Here is a 19,334-nt window from a genome sequence, read left to right as displayed (position 1 = left end):
TGTCTCAACCCTTCCGGCTCATGAAGGCTTCGAATGCGGCGCGAGCCTCGGCACTGCGCAACTGCTTCGTGAAGTGGACAAGCTCTTCGTCCATACGCGCCAGGATATCGTCACCATTGCCGCGAATCAGGCTACGGGCAATGCTCAGGGCATGCGGTGGCTTGGCGGCAAGGCTTTCGGCCAGCGCAAGCGTTTCTCTCTCGACTGCATCGGGAGAAACCACCTTCCAGATGATACCGGCCTCCCGAGCTTGTTCAGCGGAAAAGCCCTCTCCTGCAGCCAGCATCGCAAACGCCCGTTGATGCCCCATGACCCGCGGTGCAATCAGGCTCGAAGCTGCCTCTGGCACGAGGGCGAGATCGACGAACGGCGTGCGCAAGACGCTTCGGCTAGAGGCGATCGTCATGTCGCAATGCAGATGGATGGTCGTTCCGATTCCGATGGCCAGCCCATCGATCCCCGAGACGAGCGGCTTGTCGCAAGTCGCAAGCGCCTGGAGGAAGTCGGCCGCCGTGGGCCTGCCCCCTCCGCCCATGGCATAAGCCATGAAGTCTGCCATGTCGTTGCCCGCAGAAAAGCATCCTTCAGTGCCCAAGAACGCAACGGCGCGTATGGAGGCCTCCTTGTTCGCCTCATGCAGGGCCGCCGTCATCCGGTCGTACATGGCGCCGGTAATGGCATTCTTCTTCTCGGGACGATTGAACCGGATCACCATCACGCCGGGGCGGGTCTGCGGATGATCGACGATGATATGGTTCTCGGTCATCGCTGTCTCCTCAGGCCAGAACTGCGCGGGCAGCTTTGAGGCTCTCCGAGCCCTCGACCACCTGCCGCTTGAGAGCCGCCGTTTCGGGCAGCAGGTTATCTGCAGCGAAGCCGCAAAGGGCAATCCGGCGATCCACCTTGCCGTCATCCAGCGGGGTCAATGCGCCCTTGGCGAGATAGACGCCTGTCAGGACCAGGCCGAACAGGCGTTGGTAAGGCGTCGCGCCGGCCAGAGCCTCGGCCGTGCGCCCCTCGCTCTGTGCCTTGAGCAGCCAGGCGGTCGTCGTTTCGAGATCATCTATGGCGGACGTGAGGCGGTCGGCGGTCGCGCCGAAGCGAACCTCGTTCGCAGCCTGCACCCGCTCTGCGATCTGCTTCATTTCAGCTATAAACCCTGTCACCTGCGCGCCCCCCGACAGCGGGAGCTTGCGCGTCACGAGGTCAATGGCCTGGATGCCGTTCGTTCCTTCGTAGATTGGCGCGATTCGGGCGTCGCGAAGATAACGCGCCGCACCCGTTTCCTCGATGAAGCCCATACCCCCGTGGACCTGGATACCCAACGAAGCCACATCCACACCGGCATCGGTTGAGAAGGATTTAGCAATGGGCGTCAACAGAGCAGCCCGCTCTGCCCAGTTCCTGGCGTCCTCACCCTCGGTGCCGTGGGCCATATCGAGAGCGTGGGCGCAGGCATAGCAGATGGCGCGCGAGCCCTGCGTCAGCGCCGTCATGGTCAGCAGCATGCGCGCGACGTCCGGATGTTCGATGATCGGGCTCATGCCGGTCCCTGTCCAGCCGGGCGCCTTGCCCTGGGTGCGCTCCCGCGCAAAGGCGACCGCCTTCTGCGTTGCCGCCTCTGCAATGGCAACGCCCTGAATGCCAACCGCGAGACGGGCGTTGTTCATCATCGTGAACATGCACGCCAAGCCCTTATTCTCCTCGCCGATCAGCCAGCCGATGGCGCCCTTTTCATCGCCGAACTTGCCGTCGCCATAGATCATCGTGCAGGTCGGCGACCCGTGGATGCCGAGCTTATGCTCCAGCGAATGACAGAATACATCGTTGCGATCGCCGAGGGATCCATCCTCGTTTACCAGGAACTTCGGCACGAGGAAGAGCGAGATGCCTCGCGTGCCGGCAGGCGCATCGGGCAGCCGGGCCAGAACCAGATGGATGATGTTGTCGGCCGCGTCGTGTTCGCCCCAGGTGATGTAGATCTTCTGGCCGAAGATCCGGTAGGTGCCGTCGTCGCGGCGTTCTGCACGAGCCTTGAGTACACCAAGATCCGAGCCGGCATGCGGTTCCGTCAGGTTCATCGTGCCGGTCCACTCGCCGGAGACCAGCTTCTCCAGATATCTGGCCTTGAGCTCATCGCTGCCGTGCTTGTGTAGCGCTTCGATGGCGCCCATGGTTAGTGTCGGCGCCAACGCGAAAGCCATGGAAGCGGAATTCCACATTTCCAGGGCCGCCACGTTGAGCATGTGAGGCAGGTTCTGACCGCCATAGGTTTCCGGACCCGTCAGGCCGTTCCAGCCACCTTCACGCCAGGACCGGTAAAGGTCTGGCCACCCATCAGGCGTCGTCACGACACCATCAGAAACTCTCGCGCCTTGCCGGTCCCCTATTTCGCCGAGCGGTGCCATTTCATTTGAGGCGAAGCGGCCAGCCTCCTCAAGGATCGCGTCCACGAGATCCCCGCCAAGGTCGCCGAGCTTGCCCGCTGCGATGGCATCCGCCAAACCGGCCACATGATTGAGCGTAAATGCAATATCCGCGACGGGGGCCTTATACATGGTGCGATCCTCCTCATGACTGGCTGAGAGGCCATCCTAGCACGTCATCAGCACCCGTGCTTTTTACGTAAACGTAAGCCAAATTGTCAATCACAGACCGACGTCAACTTGTGACGCACCTACGATAAGGCCCGCGACGCGAAGCGCCGCGGGCCTTTTTGATGCGACACCGCCTAGTAATAGGGTGAATAGCAGGTCTGGCGCGGCCCGTGGTAAGGCTGGAAGGTGTTGGAATAACTGTCATACGAGCGATAGCGCGCATGGCACCAATCGTAGTGGCGCGGGTTGAGGCCGCTTGTGCGATAAACGGGTGCCGGAGCGGGCTCCACGTATCGTGGCGCAGCAATCGCACCGCCAATCAGCGCACCAGCTCCGAAGGCTGCGAGAGGGTACCAGTACCCGCCGTGGTAGCGATGGCCATGGCGGTAGTGTCGATAGCCGCGATGACCATGATAATAACCGCGACGATGCCCGCGGTGGCGGATCTCGGTGACATCAGACTGAACGTCGATTTTGGCTGCCGGAGCCGTGAGAACGGGCATTGCCTGCGCGGGGACGACTGCACCGGCCATGACCGTTGCAGAGAGTGCGACGACCGCGACCTTCCTGAACAGGTGTATCATTGTTGTCTCCATCCAAGTTGAAACGTCTGCGCTCCGGGACACCAGGCGACATCTGCCGTCGGCAGTTCTGGATCGCGATCAACCTAGGAAACCCAAGCTGAACCGGCCATTAACGCGAGGCCTCCCTAAAAGCTCCGACAGAAACTAAAAAGCCGCCCGGAAGGGGCGGCTTTCGCTGTAAAACCACAGGATCACGAATAAGGGGAGTAGCACTGCTGGCGCGGGCCATTGTAGGGCTGGTACGTATTATCCGACGCTCTATAGGAACGATAGCGGTTCTCGCACCACTGGTAGTGGCGGGCACTCAGGCTGCGGCTCGGTCGCGCCTGGGAAGCACTTCCACCGATTATTGCGCCCGTGGCGAAAGCGGCAAGGGGGAACCAGAAGCCGTTGTAGTAGCGGTAGCCGGGACGGCGCTCGCGGTAGCCGCGGTGACCGTTGTAGTAGCCGCGGCGTGCGTCACGGCGATATTGCCGGCGGTCGTCGCGGCGATCCCAACGACGGCGATCTCGGTCGCGGTATTGAACTTCCGTAACCACATCTAGAACGCCTGCCGGAGATGAAGGCAGCGGCATCGACTGGACTGGTACGTAACTGGTGGCCGCTATGGTGAAGGCCGTCGCCAACGCGGCGATGCGGGAGCGTAAAATGCTCATGACGTTTCCTCTCTCGTTCTTGATGTCTGTCCAAAGAACTGCCGGTAACGCGTGTTGGTTCCTGGGACTTAGGTCCTACCAGCCCTCTCCCTGACACCCCTCATTAACCACAATCCCGTAGAGTCGTTACCTAACCATGACGAGAGGTACATGTGACGAGCGCTGTCAAACTTCGATATTTCGAGACAAGTCCGCCCGGCGGGCTGAAGCATCTGACGTTGGCGCCACATTCCGAGTTTCTGCGGACGGGAAAGATCGCTCGGCCGGAGCGGCTGCCGCCCGGCAAGCGCTATCTCACGCCCGAGGAAGTCGGCGAAAGAACCGGCCGCATTCTGGCGAAAGCAGGCGAGACCACCCTTCAACGAATCAACTCGTTCCACCGAGGCATCCGGTTTCCAAAGCTCATCTTCTACCGCGTTTTCGACGAGATCCCCCATCTCGGCTATTGCCACGTCACGACCTCCAGAACGTCATTCAATCCGCAGACCGAGGTCAAATGGTCGTTCTACATCGCCAACTTCACGTCCGAAATCAGCGAAACCTATCCGTTCTTCGAACGCATCAGCAGCGAGTGGGGCCGGATGTATTTCGCAGTCGCCTTTGAGAAGGCGCCGGGCGACACGTTTCGAATTGACCGCTCTATTCGAAAGAACGGCTTGTTGTTTCGGACGCTCGATCCGCAGGAGGCCCTGCGCAACGTTCTCATGCTGGGCGCACCAAATAATGCAATTCGAACGCTGGTGAAGAAGATCTAACAGCGGGAGCAATTGCCGCAGACAGCCAATCCGCGCTAGGGATGGCAACATGACGGCGAAAATCATACACATCAGCGAGGGCGAGGAAGCTGCTCTCCAAGCCGCACAGGCAGTGCTTTTGCAGGGGCACCCCGTCGCAATCCCCACTGAAACTGTCTACGGGCTCGCGGCGGATGCCACCAACCCGCTTGCCGTAACCCGGATCTATGAGACGAAGGGGCGGCCCCGTTTCAATCCGCTGATCTGCCACATGGCAAACCTCGCCATGGCTGAAACCTATGCTGATTTCGATCCGGTTTCGCGACGTCTTGCGGAGCGGTTCTGGCCTGGCCCGCTGACGCTGATCCTCCCGCTTAAGCCGGGCTCCGGTATCCACGCACTGGCGACAGCCGGGCTTGATACGGTGGGCATTCGGGTGCCCCAGGGGATCGCGGCGACGCTGATCGGCGCCTTCGGCAAACCCTTAGCGGCACCAAGCGCTAATACCTCCGGCAAAATCAGTCCGACCAGCGCCTTGCATGTGGCCGAGGATCTCGGCAGCAAGCTCGCTCTTATCCTCGATGCCGGCGCCGCGCCCGTCGGCGTGGAGTCCACTATCGTACGAGCCGCGAAAGACCGAATTCACCTGTTACGGCCTGGGGGGATTTCCGCAGAAGAGCTGCAAGCTGCCACAGGCTTGCCTGTTGTTCGGGCTCAATCACCGTCGCCGACCATAGAAGCTCCCGGCATGCTCGCCTCGCATTACGCGCCCGCCGCACCGGTCAGGCTGAATGCGGATTCAGTCAAAGCCGGTGAAGCACTGATCTGTTTCGGCGAGACGAAGGTAACGGGCATGGAACAGGCTGTCTTGGTTCTCAATCTCAGTCCAACGGCAGACCTTCGGGAGGCGGCGGCCAACCTCTTCGACTACCTGAAGAAAGCGGACGCTGTCGCGATCAAGGGCATTGCTGTGACATCGATCTCGGTCGAAGGCCTTGGGGAGGCGATTAACGACCGACTGGTTCGTGCCGCGGCGCCAAGGGAATAACGGAGCAAACGTATGGATCACTATTCCACCTCTCCCGATCTCCTGCAGCGCTTCTCATCCATCGTGGGTGACGCGAATGTTCTTCGAAATGAGGCAGATATTTCGCCTCGGCTGGTCGAGAACCGGGGTTTGTTCCGAGGCACATCACCGATGGTGCTAAAGCCCGGCACGACCGAGGAGGTTGGCCAGATCCTGACACTGGCAACCGAAACGAGAACGCCGATTGTCCCGCAGACCGGCAACACCGGCCTCGTTGGCGGCCAGACGCCACGCGGCGACGGCAATGAGCTTATCCTGTCCCTGGAAAGGATGAGCCGAATTCGCGATATCGACCCGGTCGCCAACGTCATTGTCGCCGACGGCGGAGCAATTCTTTCGGACGTGCAGAAGGCCGCGCAAGACGTTCAACGCCTCTTTCCACTTTCGCTCGGGTCGGAAGGCTCCTGCCGGATCGGCGGGAACCTGTCCACCAACGCGGGCGGAACGGCCGTTCTGGCCTATGGAAACATGCGTCAGCTCTGCCTTGGGCTCGAGGTTGTTCTGCCGACCGGCGAAATCTGGAATGGCCTGAGGCGGCTGAAAAAGGACAATACCGGTTACGACCTGCGTGACCTTTTCATCGGCGCGGAAGGCACGCTTGGCGTTATCACAGGCGCGGTGCTGAAGCTCTTTCCTCAGCCATTGGGCCACCAGGTGGCTCTCGCTGGTCTCGCCTCGCCGGCTGACGCGCTTCGTCTCTTCGAGAAGGCATCCAACCTCTGTGGAGCGGCTCTCACGGGTTTCGAACTGATGCCCCGCATCGGCATCGAGTTTACCACGCGACATATCCCCGGCGTCCGTGACCCGCTGCCAGAGCCTCACCCGTGGTACGCGCTGATCGACATCTCCACTTCCGATTCGGCTGAAACTGCCGAAACCATGATGCAGTCGCTGCTCGAATGGGGTGTTGAGACGGGGCTCCTTCGTGATGCCATCATCGCGTCTTCAATCAGTCAGCAGAAGGCGCTCTGGCACATGCGGGAGAGCATGTCGGACGCTCAGAAGCCTGAAGGCGGCTCGATCAAGCATGATATTTCGGTGCCGGTTTCGAGCGTTCCCACCTTTATGGAAAAAGCCGACGAAGCCGTGCTTGCCGCCATGCCGGAGGCCCGCATCTGCGCCTTCGGGCACCTCGGCGATGGCAATATTCACTACAACATTTCCCAGCCGGTCGGTGCGGACAAGACAGACTTTCTGTCGCGGTGGCGCGAGATGAACGAGATCGTGCACGGCATCGTGCTGTCGCTGAACGGTTCGATCTCCGCTGAGCACGGGATCGGACAGTTGAAGCGGGACGAGTTGGCGCGCATCCGCCCACAGATCGAGATCGATCTGATGCGCCGCATCAAAAGGGCGTTCGACCCTGCGAACATCATGAACCCTGGGAAGGTGCTTGCCCTCGACTGAGACCGGTTGCCTACCGCCGCAGTTGCGAAAGGGACCAGAGCGTGTCCGCACTGATGCCTGAATAGGCGCTTGCGCCGGTCAGGATGTCGACCGGAGACGGTCCGGTAGCACCGTTTTCGAGATCGTACAGGATCGTGAACCGCTGGATCAGCTTCTGCAGCTTCTGCGGATCGGCCAGATCGGAAAGCGTCAGATTCTTCTCTATCAGCTTTGCCTGCTGGTCCACGTCCATGTTGCCCATCTCTGTGGGAAGGCTGAAAGCGATGCGGACAAACTCGGCTAGCGCTTCGTCGCCTATGATTCCATAGGCATCAGTGATCGAGCCTGCCATGCGCTCGAAATAGAGAGCAAGGCGAACACCTGCGTTTTCGTTCCCCTGCTCGGTCTCCAGCGTTTGACGCAGGTACATGTGCTGCGTCTCGATCGTCTGACCGAGGTTTTGAGCCGATGGGGAAGCGCTGCGATCGAGATTGCCCTCGATGTCGAAGTTGAACGTGCCCAGAAGCTCTGCAAATCGGCTGTCCACCTGCTGATTTGCAAAGCTCTCAGGATCACTCAGGTCCGACGAAAATATCTGCTTCAGGAAATCATCGGTCACATTGGCTGGATCGATGCCCTTGGCCGCCAACACAAAGTCAACCAGCCTCCGATCCGCGAGAAGCTCCTTGGCGGTCTTTATTCCGGCTATGGTGCTTGTGTAGTATCCCGCTTCTGCATCGGCGTCCTTTCTTGCAGCTTCCTTGTCGTCGCCCTTCAGGAAGCGCGTCTGCTGAACGATGTAGTCCTTGGCTGTCGCGGTCACGGTGGCGGAGGATTGTGCCTGCACCGGCGGCGCGATGCTTCCCTCACGCGTAAAGTTGAAGGCTTGGGCAAGAGTAAGATAGCGCTCGTCCTTTAGGCGATAGACATAGCTCTTGGGATCAGAAAGGTCGCTTTTGAGCACGTTCTTGAGCGTCAGCATCGAAACGCCGCCGGGGTCGAGGCCTACTGCTTTCAGGGCAAAGCCGTAGATGGCGTCATCGGAGAGAAAATCGTCGATGGATTTGACCGCTGCCATTTCTGATTTGAAGAGGCTGATGGCCTTTTCATCCGCCTCTTCCTGCTTATCGTCGTAGCGGCTGAAATAGTTGTTGGCCGTTAGCGTGGTCTGCTCGGTCGTCTGCGCGGAAGGGCCCTTCAATGTGCCGTCGGTATTGAAGTTGAACGCCGTGGCGAGCTCCAGATACTGAGGCCGCTCCTTTGCATAGACGTTGGCATAGCTTTTCGGATCATCGAGATCGCTGGTCAGGATCTGTTCCAGGGTCGACTTCACGACAAAGAGTTCGTTGAGGTTGAAGGCTTTGCGGACGTAGTCATAGAGCCGCGGATCATCCAGAAGCTGGTCGACGTTCGTGACGCTCCCGATCTTCTGCTCGAAGTAATCACGTTCCCGCAACGCTGATTCCCGCGTTTGTCGGGGCCGCCCAAGCAGATAAAGGTCCGTGGTGGCGGCAAGTTGTTGATCTGTCTGAGCCGCACCCTTTATGGATGTTCCGTCCGCCGCAAATTCGAATGCTCCTGCAAGATCGATATGCGCCTGGGTGGACAGAATGGCCTTCTGGTAGCTGGCAATCTCTGCCCTGAGGGATGCCTTCTTCTCGACATGCTCCTTCGCGTTGTTTCCCAAGGCGCTCAACTCGGCCTGCGTGGTGCTCAGCTTTTCAGCGAGAAAAACCATCTGGTCCTTGAGCACGGTATTCGCGTAGCTGTCGGGATCATCCTTATCGCTGGTCATCGCCTGTTTGACGACCTGATATGAATAGACGCTGTCGTCGATCCCCAATGCGCCAAAGACGTATCGGCGCAGGCGGTCGTTCTGGAGAATGTCGTCGACGTTGTCGACCTGCGCCATCATCACCTTGTAATAACGCGTCTCCTCCGCAACCGCGTCCTCCATGGCGAGGATACTTTGATCGTAGAGGTCGAGCATCTCCTCCTGTTGCGCCGCCGATTGCGCGATGGGCGCCGCCCCCGATTGGGAAAAGCTGAAAGCGGCGGCGAAGTTCTTGTACCGATCGTCGGTCAAGAGGTTGGCGTAGCTGTTCGGGTCGCCAAGATCGCTCTCGAGCACCTTCTTCATGAAGGCCTTCGCATAGGTCATCTCCTCGAGACCATGAGCCTTCATAGCATAGGAGTACAGGCGGTAGTCGTCCATGAACTCATCGATCGTGGCGACATTACCGATATTATCCGCATAATACTGCGCCTCACGCGCCACCTGCTGGTCCGTCGCAACGCGCTGCAGCGTCTTGAACATGTCGCGATTGACGAGGTCGTAGCTGAGGTAGGTCGAGACCATGAACAAGGCTCCGCTCACAATGATGCCGCAGCCATCATGCGCCGAGAGGCTTGCCCGGGGCTTTACCCCGGATGTGCGATTCACCCTCTGGAAACCCCGATGGGATGGGTTTCGATAACCATCGCCGGAGGCAAAACTTCCTTAACCGCGATTTTTAAGCGGTCGGGGAGAGGCCGGCCCGTATGGTCTGCCCATCAGAGGACAAAAGTCCCGCAGAGAAACCGGAAACGGCTCTCAGGTAAAACAAGGGTAGCATCACGATGACAAACACGGTTCTGAAGCCCACCTGGGCAGGCTCCACACTCAGGCTCGACCCGACGCGCTTTCCGCAGCAGGTCACATACGCCCTGCGCGGCACATCCGAAGATGTCATGATCACGATCGATGCCCGCGGCGCGGTGCTTCGCAAGACCCTGCCCTCAAGCGGGCTTCCCCTTTCCTTCGCCTTGCCGGCTCGCGCCTTCAAGGGCGTCGCCGCCAGGGCGATCGATCACGGCAATGGCGAAGTCACGGTAACGCTTGAGCTGCATCACGAGGATCCCGATCTTTGCATTCCATTGCTGGTGGCGCACGACCTGTGCGACATCGCAGCCGATTGGCGCAGCTGGTCAGATGCCTTCCGCATCCCGATGCTGATGGTTGAAGCCGACGGCGTCGCCCGCCCGCTGGAAAATCATCTAGGCGATGTCCGGACGCAGCAGGCAAGGCCGCGCCGCCGTCATTCCTATTTTGCGGCCCGCCGGCCGCGCTTCCTGGTCCGAAGGACAACCGGAAAACTGGGTGTGACGATGAAGATCGAAGGCAAGGAGATCATCGCGCGACGCTAGCTGATCCACCGCCGCCCCGCGTTGATGCTGGAGCCCGGCCGAAAAGCCGGGTTCCTGCGTTTCAGGCGAACGGCAAGGCCAGCACCAGACCGAGAAAAATCACCCCGCCCACACGGCTGTTCGATTTGAACAGAGACAAACACTGGTCGGCATTGTCGATGTCGAGCACGAGGATCTGCCAGGCGAACATGGCAGCTGCGACCGCGAGGCCAAGATAGGCGAGGAAGCCGACGCCCGCTCCGGCATAGGCCACAAGCAGCAGGAGCAACGTCAACCCATAGAGACCGACCAGCCAGCGCTTGGTGTTTCCCCCAAACAGCCGAGCCGTCGAACGAACCCCGACCAGGGCGTCGTCTTCCTTGTCCTGATGGGCGTAGATCGTATCGTACCCGATGGTCCAGGCCACTGCGCCGATATAGAGCCAGACGGGCGCCCAGGCGAGACTGCCAAAAATGCCGGCCCAGCCCATCAGACCGCCCCAGGAGAAGGCAAGCCCCAGGAAGAACTGCGGCCAGTCGGTAAACCGCTTTGCAAAGGGGTAGATCGCCACGACAGCGAGGGACAGGATCCCCAGGATCATGGCAAATCCGTTGAACTGAATTAGGACAAGCAGGCCTACCATCGCCTGCAGCACCAAGAACGTCTTCGCCCCAAAGCGGGTCACTCGTCCTGACGGTAGGGGCCGTGAGCGAGTACGGGCCACTTCTCCATCGATATCGTGGTCGACCAGATCATTATAGGTACAGCCCGCACCCCGCATGGCGACGGAGCCGACAAAAAACAGAAACAGATGGAACAGGAATAGGCCAACGGAAAGCTTACCCTCTTCAGCCGCTACATTCGCGGCAAGCGCCGATGACCAGAAGCAGGGCCACATCAACAATTGCCAGCCGATCGGCCTATCCCAGCGGGCAAGCTGGGCATAAGGCCAAGATGCCGGGGGAAGCACCCGGTAGACCCAGTTATTCGAGGGCGCATCGTTGACGCGACCGTTGAGCTTATCCGCGTTTGTCATACCCATGGTGGTAAGACACCCGCCGCGCGTCGGCAAGGCGGTAGATCCTGCAAACAGGGCGAGATCAGAAGGCGACGGTTTCCAGGGGTCGCCGAGTCGCGTCGAATTCCCTCAGTTTCGCCTCCCGCTGCTCAATGTAATCCCGGCTTTCGGGCACCGTCATCCGCTTCTTGGTGATCTGTATCTGGAAGATGAAGAAGTTTTCATGGGTAAACGCCATTTCTGAGCCCGCCAGGTAAAACTCCCACATCCGCACGAAACGTTCGTCATAGATGGATGCTGCCTCTTCCCTTCTTGCAAGAAAGCGTTCGCGCCAATGGCGAAGCGTGTGGGCGTAGTGCATCGGCAAGATCTCGATATCGCAGACGAGCAGGCCAGTCCTTTCGATCGCCGGCAGGACTTCCGCGAGCGACGGGATGTACCCACCCGGGAAGATGTATTTTTCGATGAAGGGGCTGTTGTATCGAGCCGGGGCGGGCTGGCCGATGGAATGCAGCACCATGACGCCGTCGTTATCCAGCACGTCATGGGCCTTGCGAAAGTAGCGCCCGAAGTTCAGGCGGCCGACATGCTCGAACATGCCAACGGAAACGATCCGGTCATATTTCATCGTGGCCGGCAGGTAATAATAGTCTTGAAGCTCGAAGCGCACCCGGTCTTCAAGACCCCGTTTGGCAGCCCGATGCCTCGACACACGCAACTGCTCCTGGCTAAGGGTAATTCCCGTGACGTCGAGGCCACAAGCTTCGGCCAGATACATCGCCATGCCGCCCCAGCCCGAGCCGATCTCCAGCACCCTTTGGCCGGGATCAGTGAGGAGTTTGGCTGCGATATGGCGCTTCTTGGCAACCTGCGCCTCATAGAGGTTGATGCCAGGCGGATTGAAGTAGCCGCAGGAATACTGCCAGTCCTCGTCGAGGAAGAGGTTGAAGAGCTTTGCGCTCAAGTCGTAATGGTGGGCGACGTTTTGCTGGTTTCGGTTGATCGGAACCCCGTGCCGGACACGCGACTGCGCAATACGGAGAACACCACGCCAGATCATCCCCGGCGTCAGTGCCTCGCTCAAGGTATTGTCCTTTACGATCGCGAGCAGTTCGTAAATGTCGCCTTCCTCGATCAGAAGGCGGCCGTCCATATAAACTTCGGCAAGCTTGAGCTGCGGATCAGCGGCAACCTCCTCCTCGGCCTCCACATCGGTGAAGCGGATGGCGACGGTCCGCCCGCCTCCATTGCCGAACACCTGTGAGCCAGTGGGGCCGCCGACGGTCAGTGTTCCCTTCTTGATGATCTTACCCAGAAGCCGACGCAGGGATGAGGTCATGAGACTACCTCCGGACGAAGTCTATCTTGCAGATTAAAAAGGAATAATTGCTTTCTCTGAAGTTACACGCACACTCAGGCCCGAAACATTGCACAGAAATGGAAGCCGTCCAACAGGTCAGATGGCTTCCGCAGGCGCAACGGCGTAAGTTGCTATCGGCGCTTCAAGGCCTCTGCCAAAGCGGCACCGAAAGCGCCTTGGGAGTCGGCGCCTTTCGGCTCCGCCTTCATCTGGCGCGGCTTCGGCGGCGCACCTCGATCCCCGCCGCGTGGAGCCGGAGGTGCCTCCCCGCCGTCCTTGCGCATCGTCAGTCCAATCCGCTTGCGCTTCACGTCAACCTCGACGACTCGCACCTTCACCACGTCGCCCGCCTTCACCACCTCATGCGGATCCCTGACGAAGCGGTCGGCCAGTTGGGATACGTGAACGAGGCCATCCTGGTGGACGCCGATATCCACGAATGCTCCAAAAGCCGCAACGTTGGTGACGGTGCCTTCCAGCAACATGCCTGGCTTGAGATCCGTGATCTCGTCGATGCCCTCCGCAAAAGTCGCGGTCTTGAAGCTTGGACGAGGGTCGCGGCCGGGCTTCTCCAATTCGGCGAGAATGTCCTTCACCGTCGGCAGGCCGAACTGCTCGTCGATGAACTGGCGCGGGTCGAGCTTCTTCAGCGTCGCGCTGTCGCCCATCAACGTGCGCAGGTCGCGTCCGCAGGCAGCGACGATCTTCTTCGCGACACCATAGGCTTCCGGGTGGACGGCCGAGGCATCCAGCGGCTCCTTGCCATTGGGGATGCGCAGGAAGCCGGCCGCCTGCTCAAAGGTGCGATTGCCGAGACGCGCAACCTTCAGGAGCTCCTTGCGGGTCGCGAACGGGCCATTCTGATCCCGATGCAGGACAATAGCATCGGCAATCGAACGGCTGAGGCCGGAAACGCGCGAAAGAAGGGGCGAGGAGGCCGTGTTCAGGTCGACGCCCACGGCATTCACCGCATCTTCCACCACGGCATCGAGCGATCGGGAGAGTTTGCCTTGGTCGACGTCATGCTGGTACTGGCCAACACCAATCGACTTCGGCTCGATCTTCACAAGTTCAGCAAGCGGATCCTGCAGGCGACGGGCGATGGAAACGGCACCGCGGAGCGAGACGTCGAGATTGGGGAACTCGGTGGCAGCCGTCTGAGACGCGGAGTATACAGATGCGCCAGCCTCGGACACGACAACCTTGGTCGGTTTCGGCGCCGGCAGGTTCGACAGCATGTCCGCCACCAGCTTTTCCGTTTCACGACTTCCGGTGCCGTTGCCGACGGCGATCAGCTCGATTTGGTGCTTGCGGACGAGACGTGCAAGCTCGGCCTGGGTCCCGCGAACATCGTTACGGGGCGGGAATGGATAAACAGTGGTGGTTTCGAGAAGCTTCCCTGTGCCGTCGACCACGGCGACCTTGACGCCGGTGCGGATACCCGGATCCAAGCCCATCGTCGGACGCGAGCCAGCAGGCGCAGCCAAAAGCAGGTCCTTCAGGTTGCGGGCGAAGACATGGATCGCCTCCTCCTCGGCGCGCTCGCGCAGTTCGCGCATCAAGTCGAGCGACAGCGAGGTGTTAAGCTTCACCCGCCAGGACCAGCCGGCGACTTCCATCAGCCAGCGATCGGCTAGGCCCCTGTCGCCGATCTCGAAGGCAGCGGCAATGATCCGTTGTGCCGGTTTCACCGACGACGGATCGTCCTGGTCAACCTCGATCGAGAGTGTCAGAACTTCCTCGTTCCAGCCGCGCAGCATGGCTAGAGCCCGATGCCCCGGCGCCGTTGCCCAGCTCTCGGAGTGATCGAAGTAATCCGCGAATTTGGCCCCTGCCTCCTGCTTGCCCTCGACGACCTTCGCCTTGAGCACTGACACGTTGCGCATATGCTGGCGCAGACGGCCGAGCAGGTCGGCGTTTTCCGAGATCGTTTCCACGACGATGTCCCTGGCGCCTTCCAGGGCCATCTTCACATCCGTAACCTCGCCCACGAGGTAAGCTTCTGCGAGACTAGCCGGATCAGCCGACCGATCAGCCCAGATAGCCTCTGCCAGCGGCCCAAGCCCCCGCTCGCGGGCAATCTCGGCGCGGGTGCGCCGCTTGGGCTTGTAGGGCAGGTATAGATCTTCCAGTTCCGCCTTGGTGGTGGCACCTGCGAGCTTGCCCGCAAGTTCGTCGGTCATCTTGCCCTGCGAATTGATGGAGTCGACGATCGACGCCCGCCGGGCCTCCAGCTCTCGCAGGTAGACGAGACGCTCGGAGAGCGTGCGGAGTTGCGTGTCGTCCAGGCCGCCGGTCACTTCCTTGCGGTAGCGTGCGATGAAGGGAACGGTGGCGCCCTCGTCGATCAGTCCGATGGCAGCGGCCGCCTGGTCGGGGCGGGCGTTGATCTCCGCGGAAATCACGGCGGCAAGGGAGCGTATATCGGCGGCCATGGCAGTCTCTCTCGTTCGGGAGGCGCGACCATAGTCAAACTTTGCGGCAAGGCAACGTGGAAGACGGCGATTCCACAGGATGCGCGCTTGACCTTCGCGCCCCCTCCCCTTAACCGCCGCATAGGCAAGTAGAGAGGGCAAGACATGAAGGTTCTGCTGATCGGATCCGGCGGACGGGAGCACGCGCTGGCCTGGAAGCTTGGGCAATCGCCGAAGCTGACGAAGCTTTACGCCGCACCGGGCAACCCCGGCATTGCCGAGCATGCGGAGCTTCTATCCTTGAATGTCGACGACCATGTGACTGTCGTGACGTTCTGCCGTGAAGCCGCCATTGATCTCGTCGTCGTTGGACCGGAAGCGCCGCTGGTGGCGGGGCTGGCTGATCGGCTGCGGGAGGCAGGCGTCGCAACCTTCGGACCATCTGCCGCCGCAGCCCAGCTGGAAGGCTCCAAGGGGTTCACCAAGGACCTCTGTGCCCGCTTCAGTATCCCGACCGGCTCCTACCGCCGTTTCACCAATGCCGACCAAGCGAAGGCGTACATCATCGAGCAGGGAGCGCCGATCGTCATCAAGGCCGACGGACTGGCGGCAGGCAAGGGCGTGACTGTCGCCATGGCGCTGGACGAGGCGCTCGCCGCAGTCGATGACTGCTTTTCCGGCACGTTCGGTTCCGCGGGAGCGGAGGTCGTCGTTGAAGCTTTTCTCGACGGCGAGGAAGCCAGTTTCTTCTGCCTGTCGGATGGCAAGACGGCACTGGCGCTGGCGACCGCGCAAGACCACAAGCGCGTCGGCGACGGCGATACCGGCCCGAACACCGGCGGCATGGGGGCGTATTCGCCCGCCCCCGTCATGACTGCGGATATGGTTGAGCGGACGATGAAGGAGATCATCGAGCCGACGATCCGCGGCATGGCCGAGATGGGGCATCCCTTCACCGGCGTTCTCTTTGCAGGGTTGATGATCACGGCAAAGGGCCCGGAGCTCATTGAATACAATGTCCGCTTCGGCGATCCGGAATGCCAGGTGCTGATGATGCGGCTGAAGAGCGACCTCCTGCCGCTTCTCCATGCGGCCGCGACAGGAACGCTCGATCAGGTGACCGCCGAATGGGCAGATGATGTGGCCTTGACCGTGGTCATGGCATCGAAGGGCTATCCGGGCTCCTACGATAAGAACACGCCGATTGGCAGCCTTCCTCAAACCGGCAGCGACGAGAAGATTTTTCACGCCGGGACCGCGATGAAAGAGGGCCAGTTGGTGGCGACCGGCGGACGTGTCTTGAACGTGACAGCGGCGGGGGCCACGGTGGCCGAGGCGCAGGCCAAGGCCTATGCGCTGATCGAACTGGTAGAGTGGGAAAATGGCTTCTGCCGCCGTGATATCGGCTGGCGTGCAATCATGCGTGAGAACGCCTGAGCTGTTCATTCATTTTTTACCAGTCCTGCTGACGGGATGGAAACGGTCCGGCGCTATACCTCTTCAATGTTTAGAGGAGTCGAGCCATGCGTTTTCTGCTGACGAGCGCCCTGATCCTGGCAACAGGCCCAGCGATGGCATCATCGATCACGCCGGTTATCAGCCACGGCGGCAATGGCAGCGTCGTGGTGAAGAGTTGTAGCGACTGCCCTCCCTTGAAGCCGAAGGACGAAGCGTCCGGATACAAGGTCCCCGTCCTTGAGCCGGGCGCGCAGAAGACCGAAGTGGTCGAGATCGGCGGCGAGAAAAAAGTCCTGCGCACTGAAGCCTGGCTCGGTGGATCGCCAGTGGTCTATGTGAGCAAGGCCCACGACTGGGCATTCGCCAACAGCTCAATTCTTGCCAGAACCGCGCCGGACGGCATCGACAGACAGGCCGTGGTCGGTGCGGTGAAAGCCGGTATTCTGGCCTCGGGCGCTGCAGAAGATCAGCAAGGGCAGGCGCTGAATTTTGCGACTATGCAGTTGCGCCTCGACTAATCAGCATCAGCCCGCCGGAGCTGACGAAACTCGTGATCGTGTGCGCCTGACATCCTCAGCCGGCGATCCTGGAGAAGTCTGCCACTGTTCCGGTCGCCTCGCGGACCGCCTTCAGCAGTGCAAGACGATTGGCGCGGATTGCCGCATCATCGTCGTTGACGAGCACATCCTCGAAGAAGCGGTCCACCGGCGCCCGCAACTTTGAAAGAGCTTCCATGGCCGAGCGGAAATCTTCCCTGGCTATTGCCTCGGATGCCTCACCAGAGGCCTCCCTGATGGCGGACCAAAGGGCCTTCTCGGCGTCGAGCTTCAGCAGTTCCTCCGAAACGCCGTCGGCGACGACCGTGCCTTTCTTTTCTTCCGCAGCCAGCAACTGTACCGCGCGTTTGGTGCCGGCAAGCAGGTTCCGTCCCTCTTCCGATGTGATGAAGGCGGTCAGCGCCTCGGCGCGGCGGGCCACCATCAAGAGGTCGTCAGCGTCCGGTGTCAGCACTGAATCGATGATGTCGTGGCGGGCGCCCTGGTCGCGAAGATAGACCTTCAGGCGGTCGTGGAAGAAGGAGAGCAGATCGGTCACTGTCCCGGCAGACGGGTCGACAACCGGGAAGGTCTCGTTGATGTAGCTGTTGTCCGCCAGAGCTTGCGCCGTCTCTGATCCTTCACCGCTCACTGGGGAAACAGTTGGAACCCCTGCCTCGCCCGGCATTGCCGCCTGCAACACCGTCAGTAGATTAAGCCGCACGTTGCGCTCCAGCAGGATGCGGACGACGCCAAGAGCTGCCCGGCGAAGCGCGTAAGGGTCCTTGGAGCCCGTCGGCTTCTCGTCGATTGCCCAGAAGCCGGCGAGCGTATCAAGCTTGTCGGCCAGTGCGACGCTGATCGACACCTTGTCGTCCGGCACGCGGTCGGATGGGCCCTGCGGCTTGTAGTGATCCTCGATGGCGGCAGCGACCGAAGCATCCTCGCCCTGAAGTGCCGCGTAGCGGCGTCCCATCAGGCCCTGCAATTCGGGAAACTCTCCAACCGCTTCTGTGCGCAGGTCGGCCTTGGCGAGCACGACCGCCCGATCGACCAGCTTTGCGTCTGCGCCGACAGTTTCGGCCAGCTTTTCCGCCAGCGACCTGATGCGGGCGACGCGCTGACCCTGCGTTCCAAGCTTGGCATGAAAAGTGACGTTCAGCGCGTCGAGCTTCGCCATGCGCTGGTCGAGCGGCTTCTTCAGGTTGAGCCCGAATGTTTCTGCCGAAGGCTTGAGATCCTGAAGATCCGGCAGGTCGCCCTGGTCGCGTCTCCAAAAATGCTTGGCATCCGAAAGACGTGCGCGCACGACCTTGCCGTTGCCGTGGATGATCTCCTTGCCGCCGTCCTTGGCCTCGATGTTGGAAACGAGGATGAAGCGGTTGGAAATGCCTTCCCCGCCTTGCGGGCGGGTGACGAAGCACTTCTGGTTGGTCTTGATCGTCAGCCGGATGATCTCCGACGGGATCTCGAGATAGTCCTGCTCGAACTCGCCCATCAGCACATGCGGCCATTCGACGAGGCCGGCGACTTCTTCCAGCAGGCCCTCGTCCTCGACCAGCTCAAGACCGTTGGCAAATGCCAGATCGCGCGCATCGTGGAGGATCACGTCCTTGCGGCGCTCCGGGTCAAGCATGACCTTCGCCTTTTCCAGGCTCGTCACGTAATCGTCAAAGCGGCGCACAGTAATGGCGTCCGGCGCATGGAAGCGGTGGCCGTAGCTGACATTGCCAGCCACCAGCCCGTCGATCTCGAAGGGGATGACCTGCGTTTCATCGTGCTCCGGACCAAAGACGCAGACGATCGACTGCAGCGGACGCACCCAGCGCAGGCTTTCCGATCCCTTGCCCTCGACGCCGCCGAAGCGAGCGCCCTTCGGCATGGAGGCCGCTCCCCAGCGCATGGACTTCGGCCAGGGGAAATTGCGGATGATGCCGGGCATCACATCGGCGATGATCTCTTCGGCGGCGCGGCCGGGTTTCGAAAGGACCGCGACGTAGAAGTCACCTTTCTTCGGATCGCTGACCACTTGCGCCTCGGAGACTGACGAAAGGCCCGCCTTGCGCAGAAAACCCTGCACCGCCTGTTCCGGCGCCTTGGTGGAGGGACCCTTGACCTCCTCGCGCTGATCCGCCGAACGCGCCGTCAGGCCGCGAATGTCGAGCGCCAGCCGGCGCGGCGTCCAGTACTCTCGCGCACCCTCATAGGTCAGCCCTGCCTCGACCAGCGCATCGGTCACCAGTTTCTTCAGGTCGCCCGCCGCCTTGCGCTGCATGCGGGCCGGGATTTCCTCGGAACGGAGTTCAAGAAGCAGATCGGGCATGATGATTGTCTTTACG

Annotated in this window: 15 protein-coding genes; 6 read left to right on the top strand and 9 right to left on the bottom strand. The window is 60.8% G+C overall.

Annotation, left to right across the window (positions count from 1 at the left end; all coding sequences use genetic code 11):
• Nucleotides 1-4: 4 nt before the first annotated feature.
• The 4 genes from LXM96_RS13210 to LXM96_RS13195 all read right to left on the bottom strand — a co-directional run bounded on the left by LXM96_RS13210 (nt 5) and on the right by LXM96_RS13195 (nt 3,831).
• On the bottom strand, nt 5-766 hold the full coding sequence (locus LXM96_RS13210) for a crotonase/enoyl-CoA hydratase family protein (protein ID WP_239999021.1): 762 nt from the start codon (nt 764-766) through the stop codon (nt 5-7).
• Between the two features lie 10 nt (nt 767-776).
• Nucleotides 777-2,558: an acyl-CoA dehydrogenase gene (locus LXM96_RS13205; protein WP_239999020.1), complete on the bottom strand. Its 1,782-nt coding sequence runs from the start codon at nt 2,556-2,558 to the stop codon at nt 777-779.
• A 173-nt stretch (nt 2,559-2,731) separates the two neighbouring features.
• On the bottom strand, nt 2,732-3,181 hold the full coding sequence (locus LXM96_RS13200; protein WP_239999019.1) for a BA14K family protein: 450 nt from the start codon (nt 3,179-3,181) through the stop codon (nt 2,732-2,734).
• Between the two features lie 191 nt (nt 3,182-3,372).
• Nucleotides 3,373-3,831: a BA14K family protein gene (locus LXM96_RS13195; RefSeq protein WP_394801962.1), complete on the bottom strand. Its 459-nt coding sequence runs from the start codon at nt 3,829-3,831 to the stop codon at nt 3,373-3,375.
• A 158-nt stretch (nt 3,832-3,989) separates the two neighbouring features.
• Between LXM96_RS13195 and LXM96_RS13190 the strand changes: the two genes are divergently transcribed.
• From LXM96_RS13190 to LXM96_RS13180, 3 genes are read left to right on the top strand one after another with little or no spacing between them, the layout of a single operon-like run.
• Complete coding sequence (locus LXM96_RS13190; protein WP_394801958.1) at nt 3,990-4,592, top strand: DUF6656 family protein; 603 nt, start codon at nt 3,990-3,992, stop codon at nt 4,590-4,592.
• Between the two features lie 49 nt (nt 4,593-4,641).
• A complete protein-coding gene (locus LXM96_RS13185) occupies nt 4,642-5,619 on the top strand; it encodes an L-threonylcarbamoyladenylate synthase (RefSeq protein ID WP_239999017.1) in 978 nt (325 codons plus the stop codon).
• Nucleotides 5,620-5,631: 12 nt separating this feature from the next.
• Nucleotides 5,632-7,065, top strand: a complete 1,434-nt coding sequence (locus tag LXM96_RS13180; RefSeq protein WP_239999016.1) for an FAD-binding oxidoreductase — start codon at nt 5,632-5,634, stop codon at nt 7,063-7,065.
• 10 nt (nt 7,066-7,075) lie between these two features.
• Here the strand turns inward: LXM96_RS13180 and LXM96_RS13175 are convergent, their stop codons facing one another.
• Nucleotides 7,076-9,403: a DUF1217 domain-containing protein gene (locus LXM96_RS13175; RefSeq protein ID WP_239999015.1), complete on the bottom strand. Its 2,328-nt coding sequence runs from the start codon at nt 9,401-9,403 to the stop codon at nt 7,076-7,078.
• A 260-nt stretch (nt 9,404-9,663) separates the two neighbouring features.
• Here LXM96_RS13175 and LXM96_RS13170 point away from each other — a divergent pair, with 260 nt between their 5' ends.
• Entirely contained in the window at nt 9,664-10,230 is a 567-nt protein-coding gene (locus tag LXM96_RS13170; RefSeq protein ID WP_239999014.1) for a DUF6101 family protein, read from the top strand.
• A 61-nt stretch (nt 10,231-10,291) separates the two neighbouring features.
• Here LXM96_RS13170 and ubiA read toward each other — a convergent pair whose 3' ends face one another.
• From ubiA to LXM96_RS13155, 3 genes are all read right to left on the bottom strand, one after another.
• Nucleotides 10,292-11,245, bottom strand: a complete 954-nt coding sequence (gene ubiA / locus LXM96_RS13165; RefSeq protein WP_239999151.1) for a 4-hydroxybenzoate octaprenyltransferase — start codon at nt 11,243-11,245, stop codon at nt 10,292-10,294.
• Nucleotides 11,246-11,309: 64 nt separating this feature from the next.
• Entirely contained in the window at nt 11,310-12,566 is a 1,257-nt protein-coding gene (locus LXM96_RS13160) for an SAM-dependent methyltransferase (protein ID WP_239999013.1), read from the bottom strand.
• A gap of 152 nt (nt 12,567-12,718) precedes the next feature.
• A complete protein-coding gene (locus tag LXM96_RS13155; protein WP_239999012.1) occupies nt 12,719-15,022 on the bottom strand; it encodes a Tex family protein in 2,304 nt (767 codons plus the stop codon).
• Between the two features lie 144 nt (nt 15,023-15,166).
• Here LXM96_RS13155 and purD point away from each other — a divergent pair, with 144 nt between their 5' ends.
• Nucleotides 15,167-16,438 carry a phosphoribosylamine--glycine ligase gene (gene purD / locus LXM96_RS13150; RefSeq protein ID WP_239999011.1) on the top strand — a complete coding sequence of 424 codons (1,272 nt, stop codon included), beginning with the start codon at nt 15,167-15,169 and terminating at the stop codon, nt 16,436-16,438.
• Between the two features lie 86 nt (nt 16,439-16,524).
• Entirely contained in the window at nt 16,525-16,977 is a 453-nt protein-coding gene (locus LXM96_RS13145; protein ID WP_239999010.1) for a plant virulence effector HPE1-like domain-containing protein, read from the top strand.
• A 55-nt stretch (nt 16,978-17,032) separates the two neighbouring features.
• Here the strand turns inward: LXM96_RS13145 and glyS are convergent, their stop codons facing one another.
• Nucleotides 17,033-19,318 (bottom strand): glycine--tRNA ligase subunit beta, encoded by a 2,286-nt coding sequence (gene glyS, locus LXM96_RS13140; RefSeq protein WP_239999009.1) that lies wholly within the window; start codon nt 19,316-19,318, stop codon nt 17,033-17,035.
• Nucleotides 19,319-19,334: the final 16 nt, after the last annotated feature.

The organism is Rhizobium halophilum (assembly GCF_021648825.1).
Taxonomy (GTDB): domain Bacteria; phylum Pseudomonadota; class Alphaproteobacteria; order Rhizobiales; family Rhizobiaceae; genus Neorhizobium; species Neorhizobium halophilum.
The sequence above is the reverse complement of the archived record's forward strand: the minus strand, read 5'-3'. Positions and strand labels throughout refer to the sequence as shown.

What these genes read in the sequence shown, in the direction of transcription:
- LXM96_RS13210 (WP_239999021.1), bottom strand. Translation starts at nt 766, where the DNA reads ATGACCGAGAACCATATCATCGTCGATCATCCGCAGACCCGCCCCGGC.
- LXM96_RS13205 (WP_239999020.1), bottom strand. Translation starts at nt 2,558, where the DNA reads ATGTATAAGGCCCCCGTCGCGGATATTGCATTTACGCTCAATCATGTG.
- LXM96_RS13200 (WP_239999019.1), bottom strand. Translation starts at nt 3,181, where the DNA reads ATGATACACCTGTTCAGGAAGGTCGCGGTCGTCGCACTCTCTGCAACG.
- LXM96_RS13185 (WP_239999017.1), top strand. Translation starts at nt 4,642, where the DNA reads ATGACGGCGAAAATCATACACATCAGCGAGGGCGAGGAAGCTGCTCTC.
- LXM96_RS13180 (WP_239999016.1), top strand. Translation starts at nt 5,632, where the DNA reads ATGGATCACTATTCCACCTCTCCCGATCTCCTGCAGCGCTTCTCATCC.
- LXM96_RS13175 (WP_239999015.1), bottom strand. Translation starts at nt 9,403, where the DNA reads ATGGTCTCGACCTACCTCAGCTACGACCTCGTCAATCGCGACATGTTC.
- LXM96_RS13170 (WP_239999014.1), top strand. Translation starts at nt 9,664, where the DNA reads ATGACAAACACGGTTCTGAAGCCCACCTGGGCAGGCTCCACACTCAGG.
- ubiA (WP_239999151.1), bottom strand. Translation starts at nt 11,245, where the DNA reads ATGACAAACGCGGATAAGCTCAACGGTCGCGTCAACGATGCGCCCTCG.
- LXM96_RS13160 (WP_239999013.1), bottom strand. Translation starts at nt 12,566, where the DNA reads ATGACCTCATCCCTGCGTCGGCTTCTGGGTAAGATCATCAAGAAGGGA.
- LXM96_RS13155 (WP_239999012.1), bottom strand. Translation starts at nt 15,022, where the DNA reads ATGGCCGCCGATATACGCTCCCTTGCCGCCGTGATTTCCGCGGAGATC.
- purD (WP_239999011.1), top strand. Translation starts at nt 15,167, where the DNA reads ATGAAGGTTCTGCTGATCGGATCCGGCGGACGGGAGCACGCGCTGGCC.
- LXM96_RS13145 (WP_239999010.1), top strand. Translation starts at nt 16,525, where the DNA reads ATGCGTTTTCTGCTGACGAGCGCCCTGATCCTGGCAACAGGCCCAGCG.
- glyS (WP_239999009.1), bottom strand. Translation starts at nt 19,318, where the DNA reads ATGCCCGATCTGCTTCTTGAACTCCGTTCCGAGGAAATCCCGGCCCGC.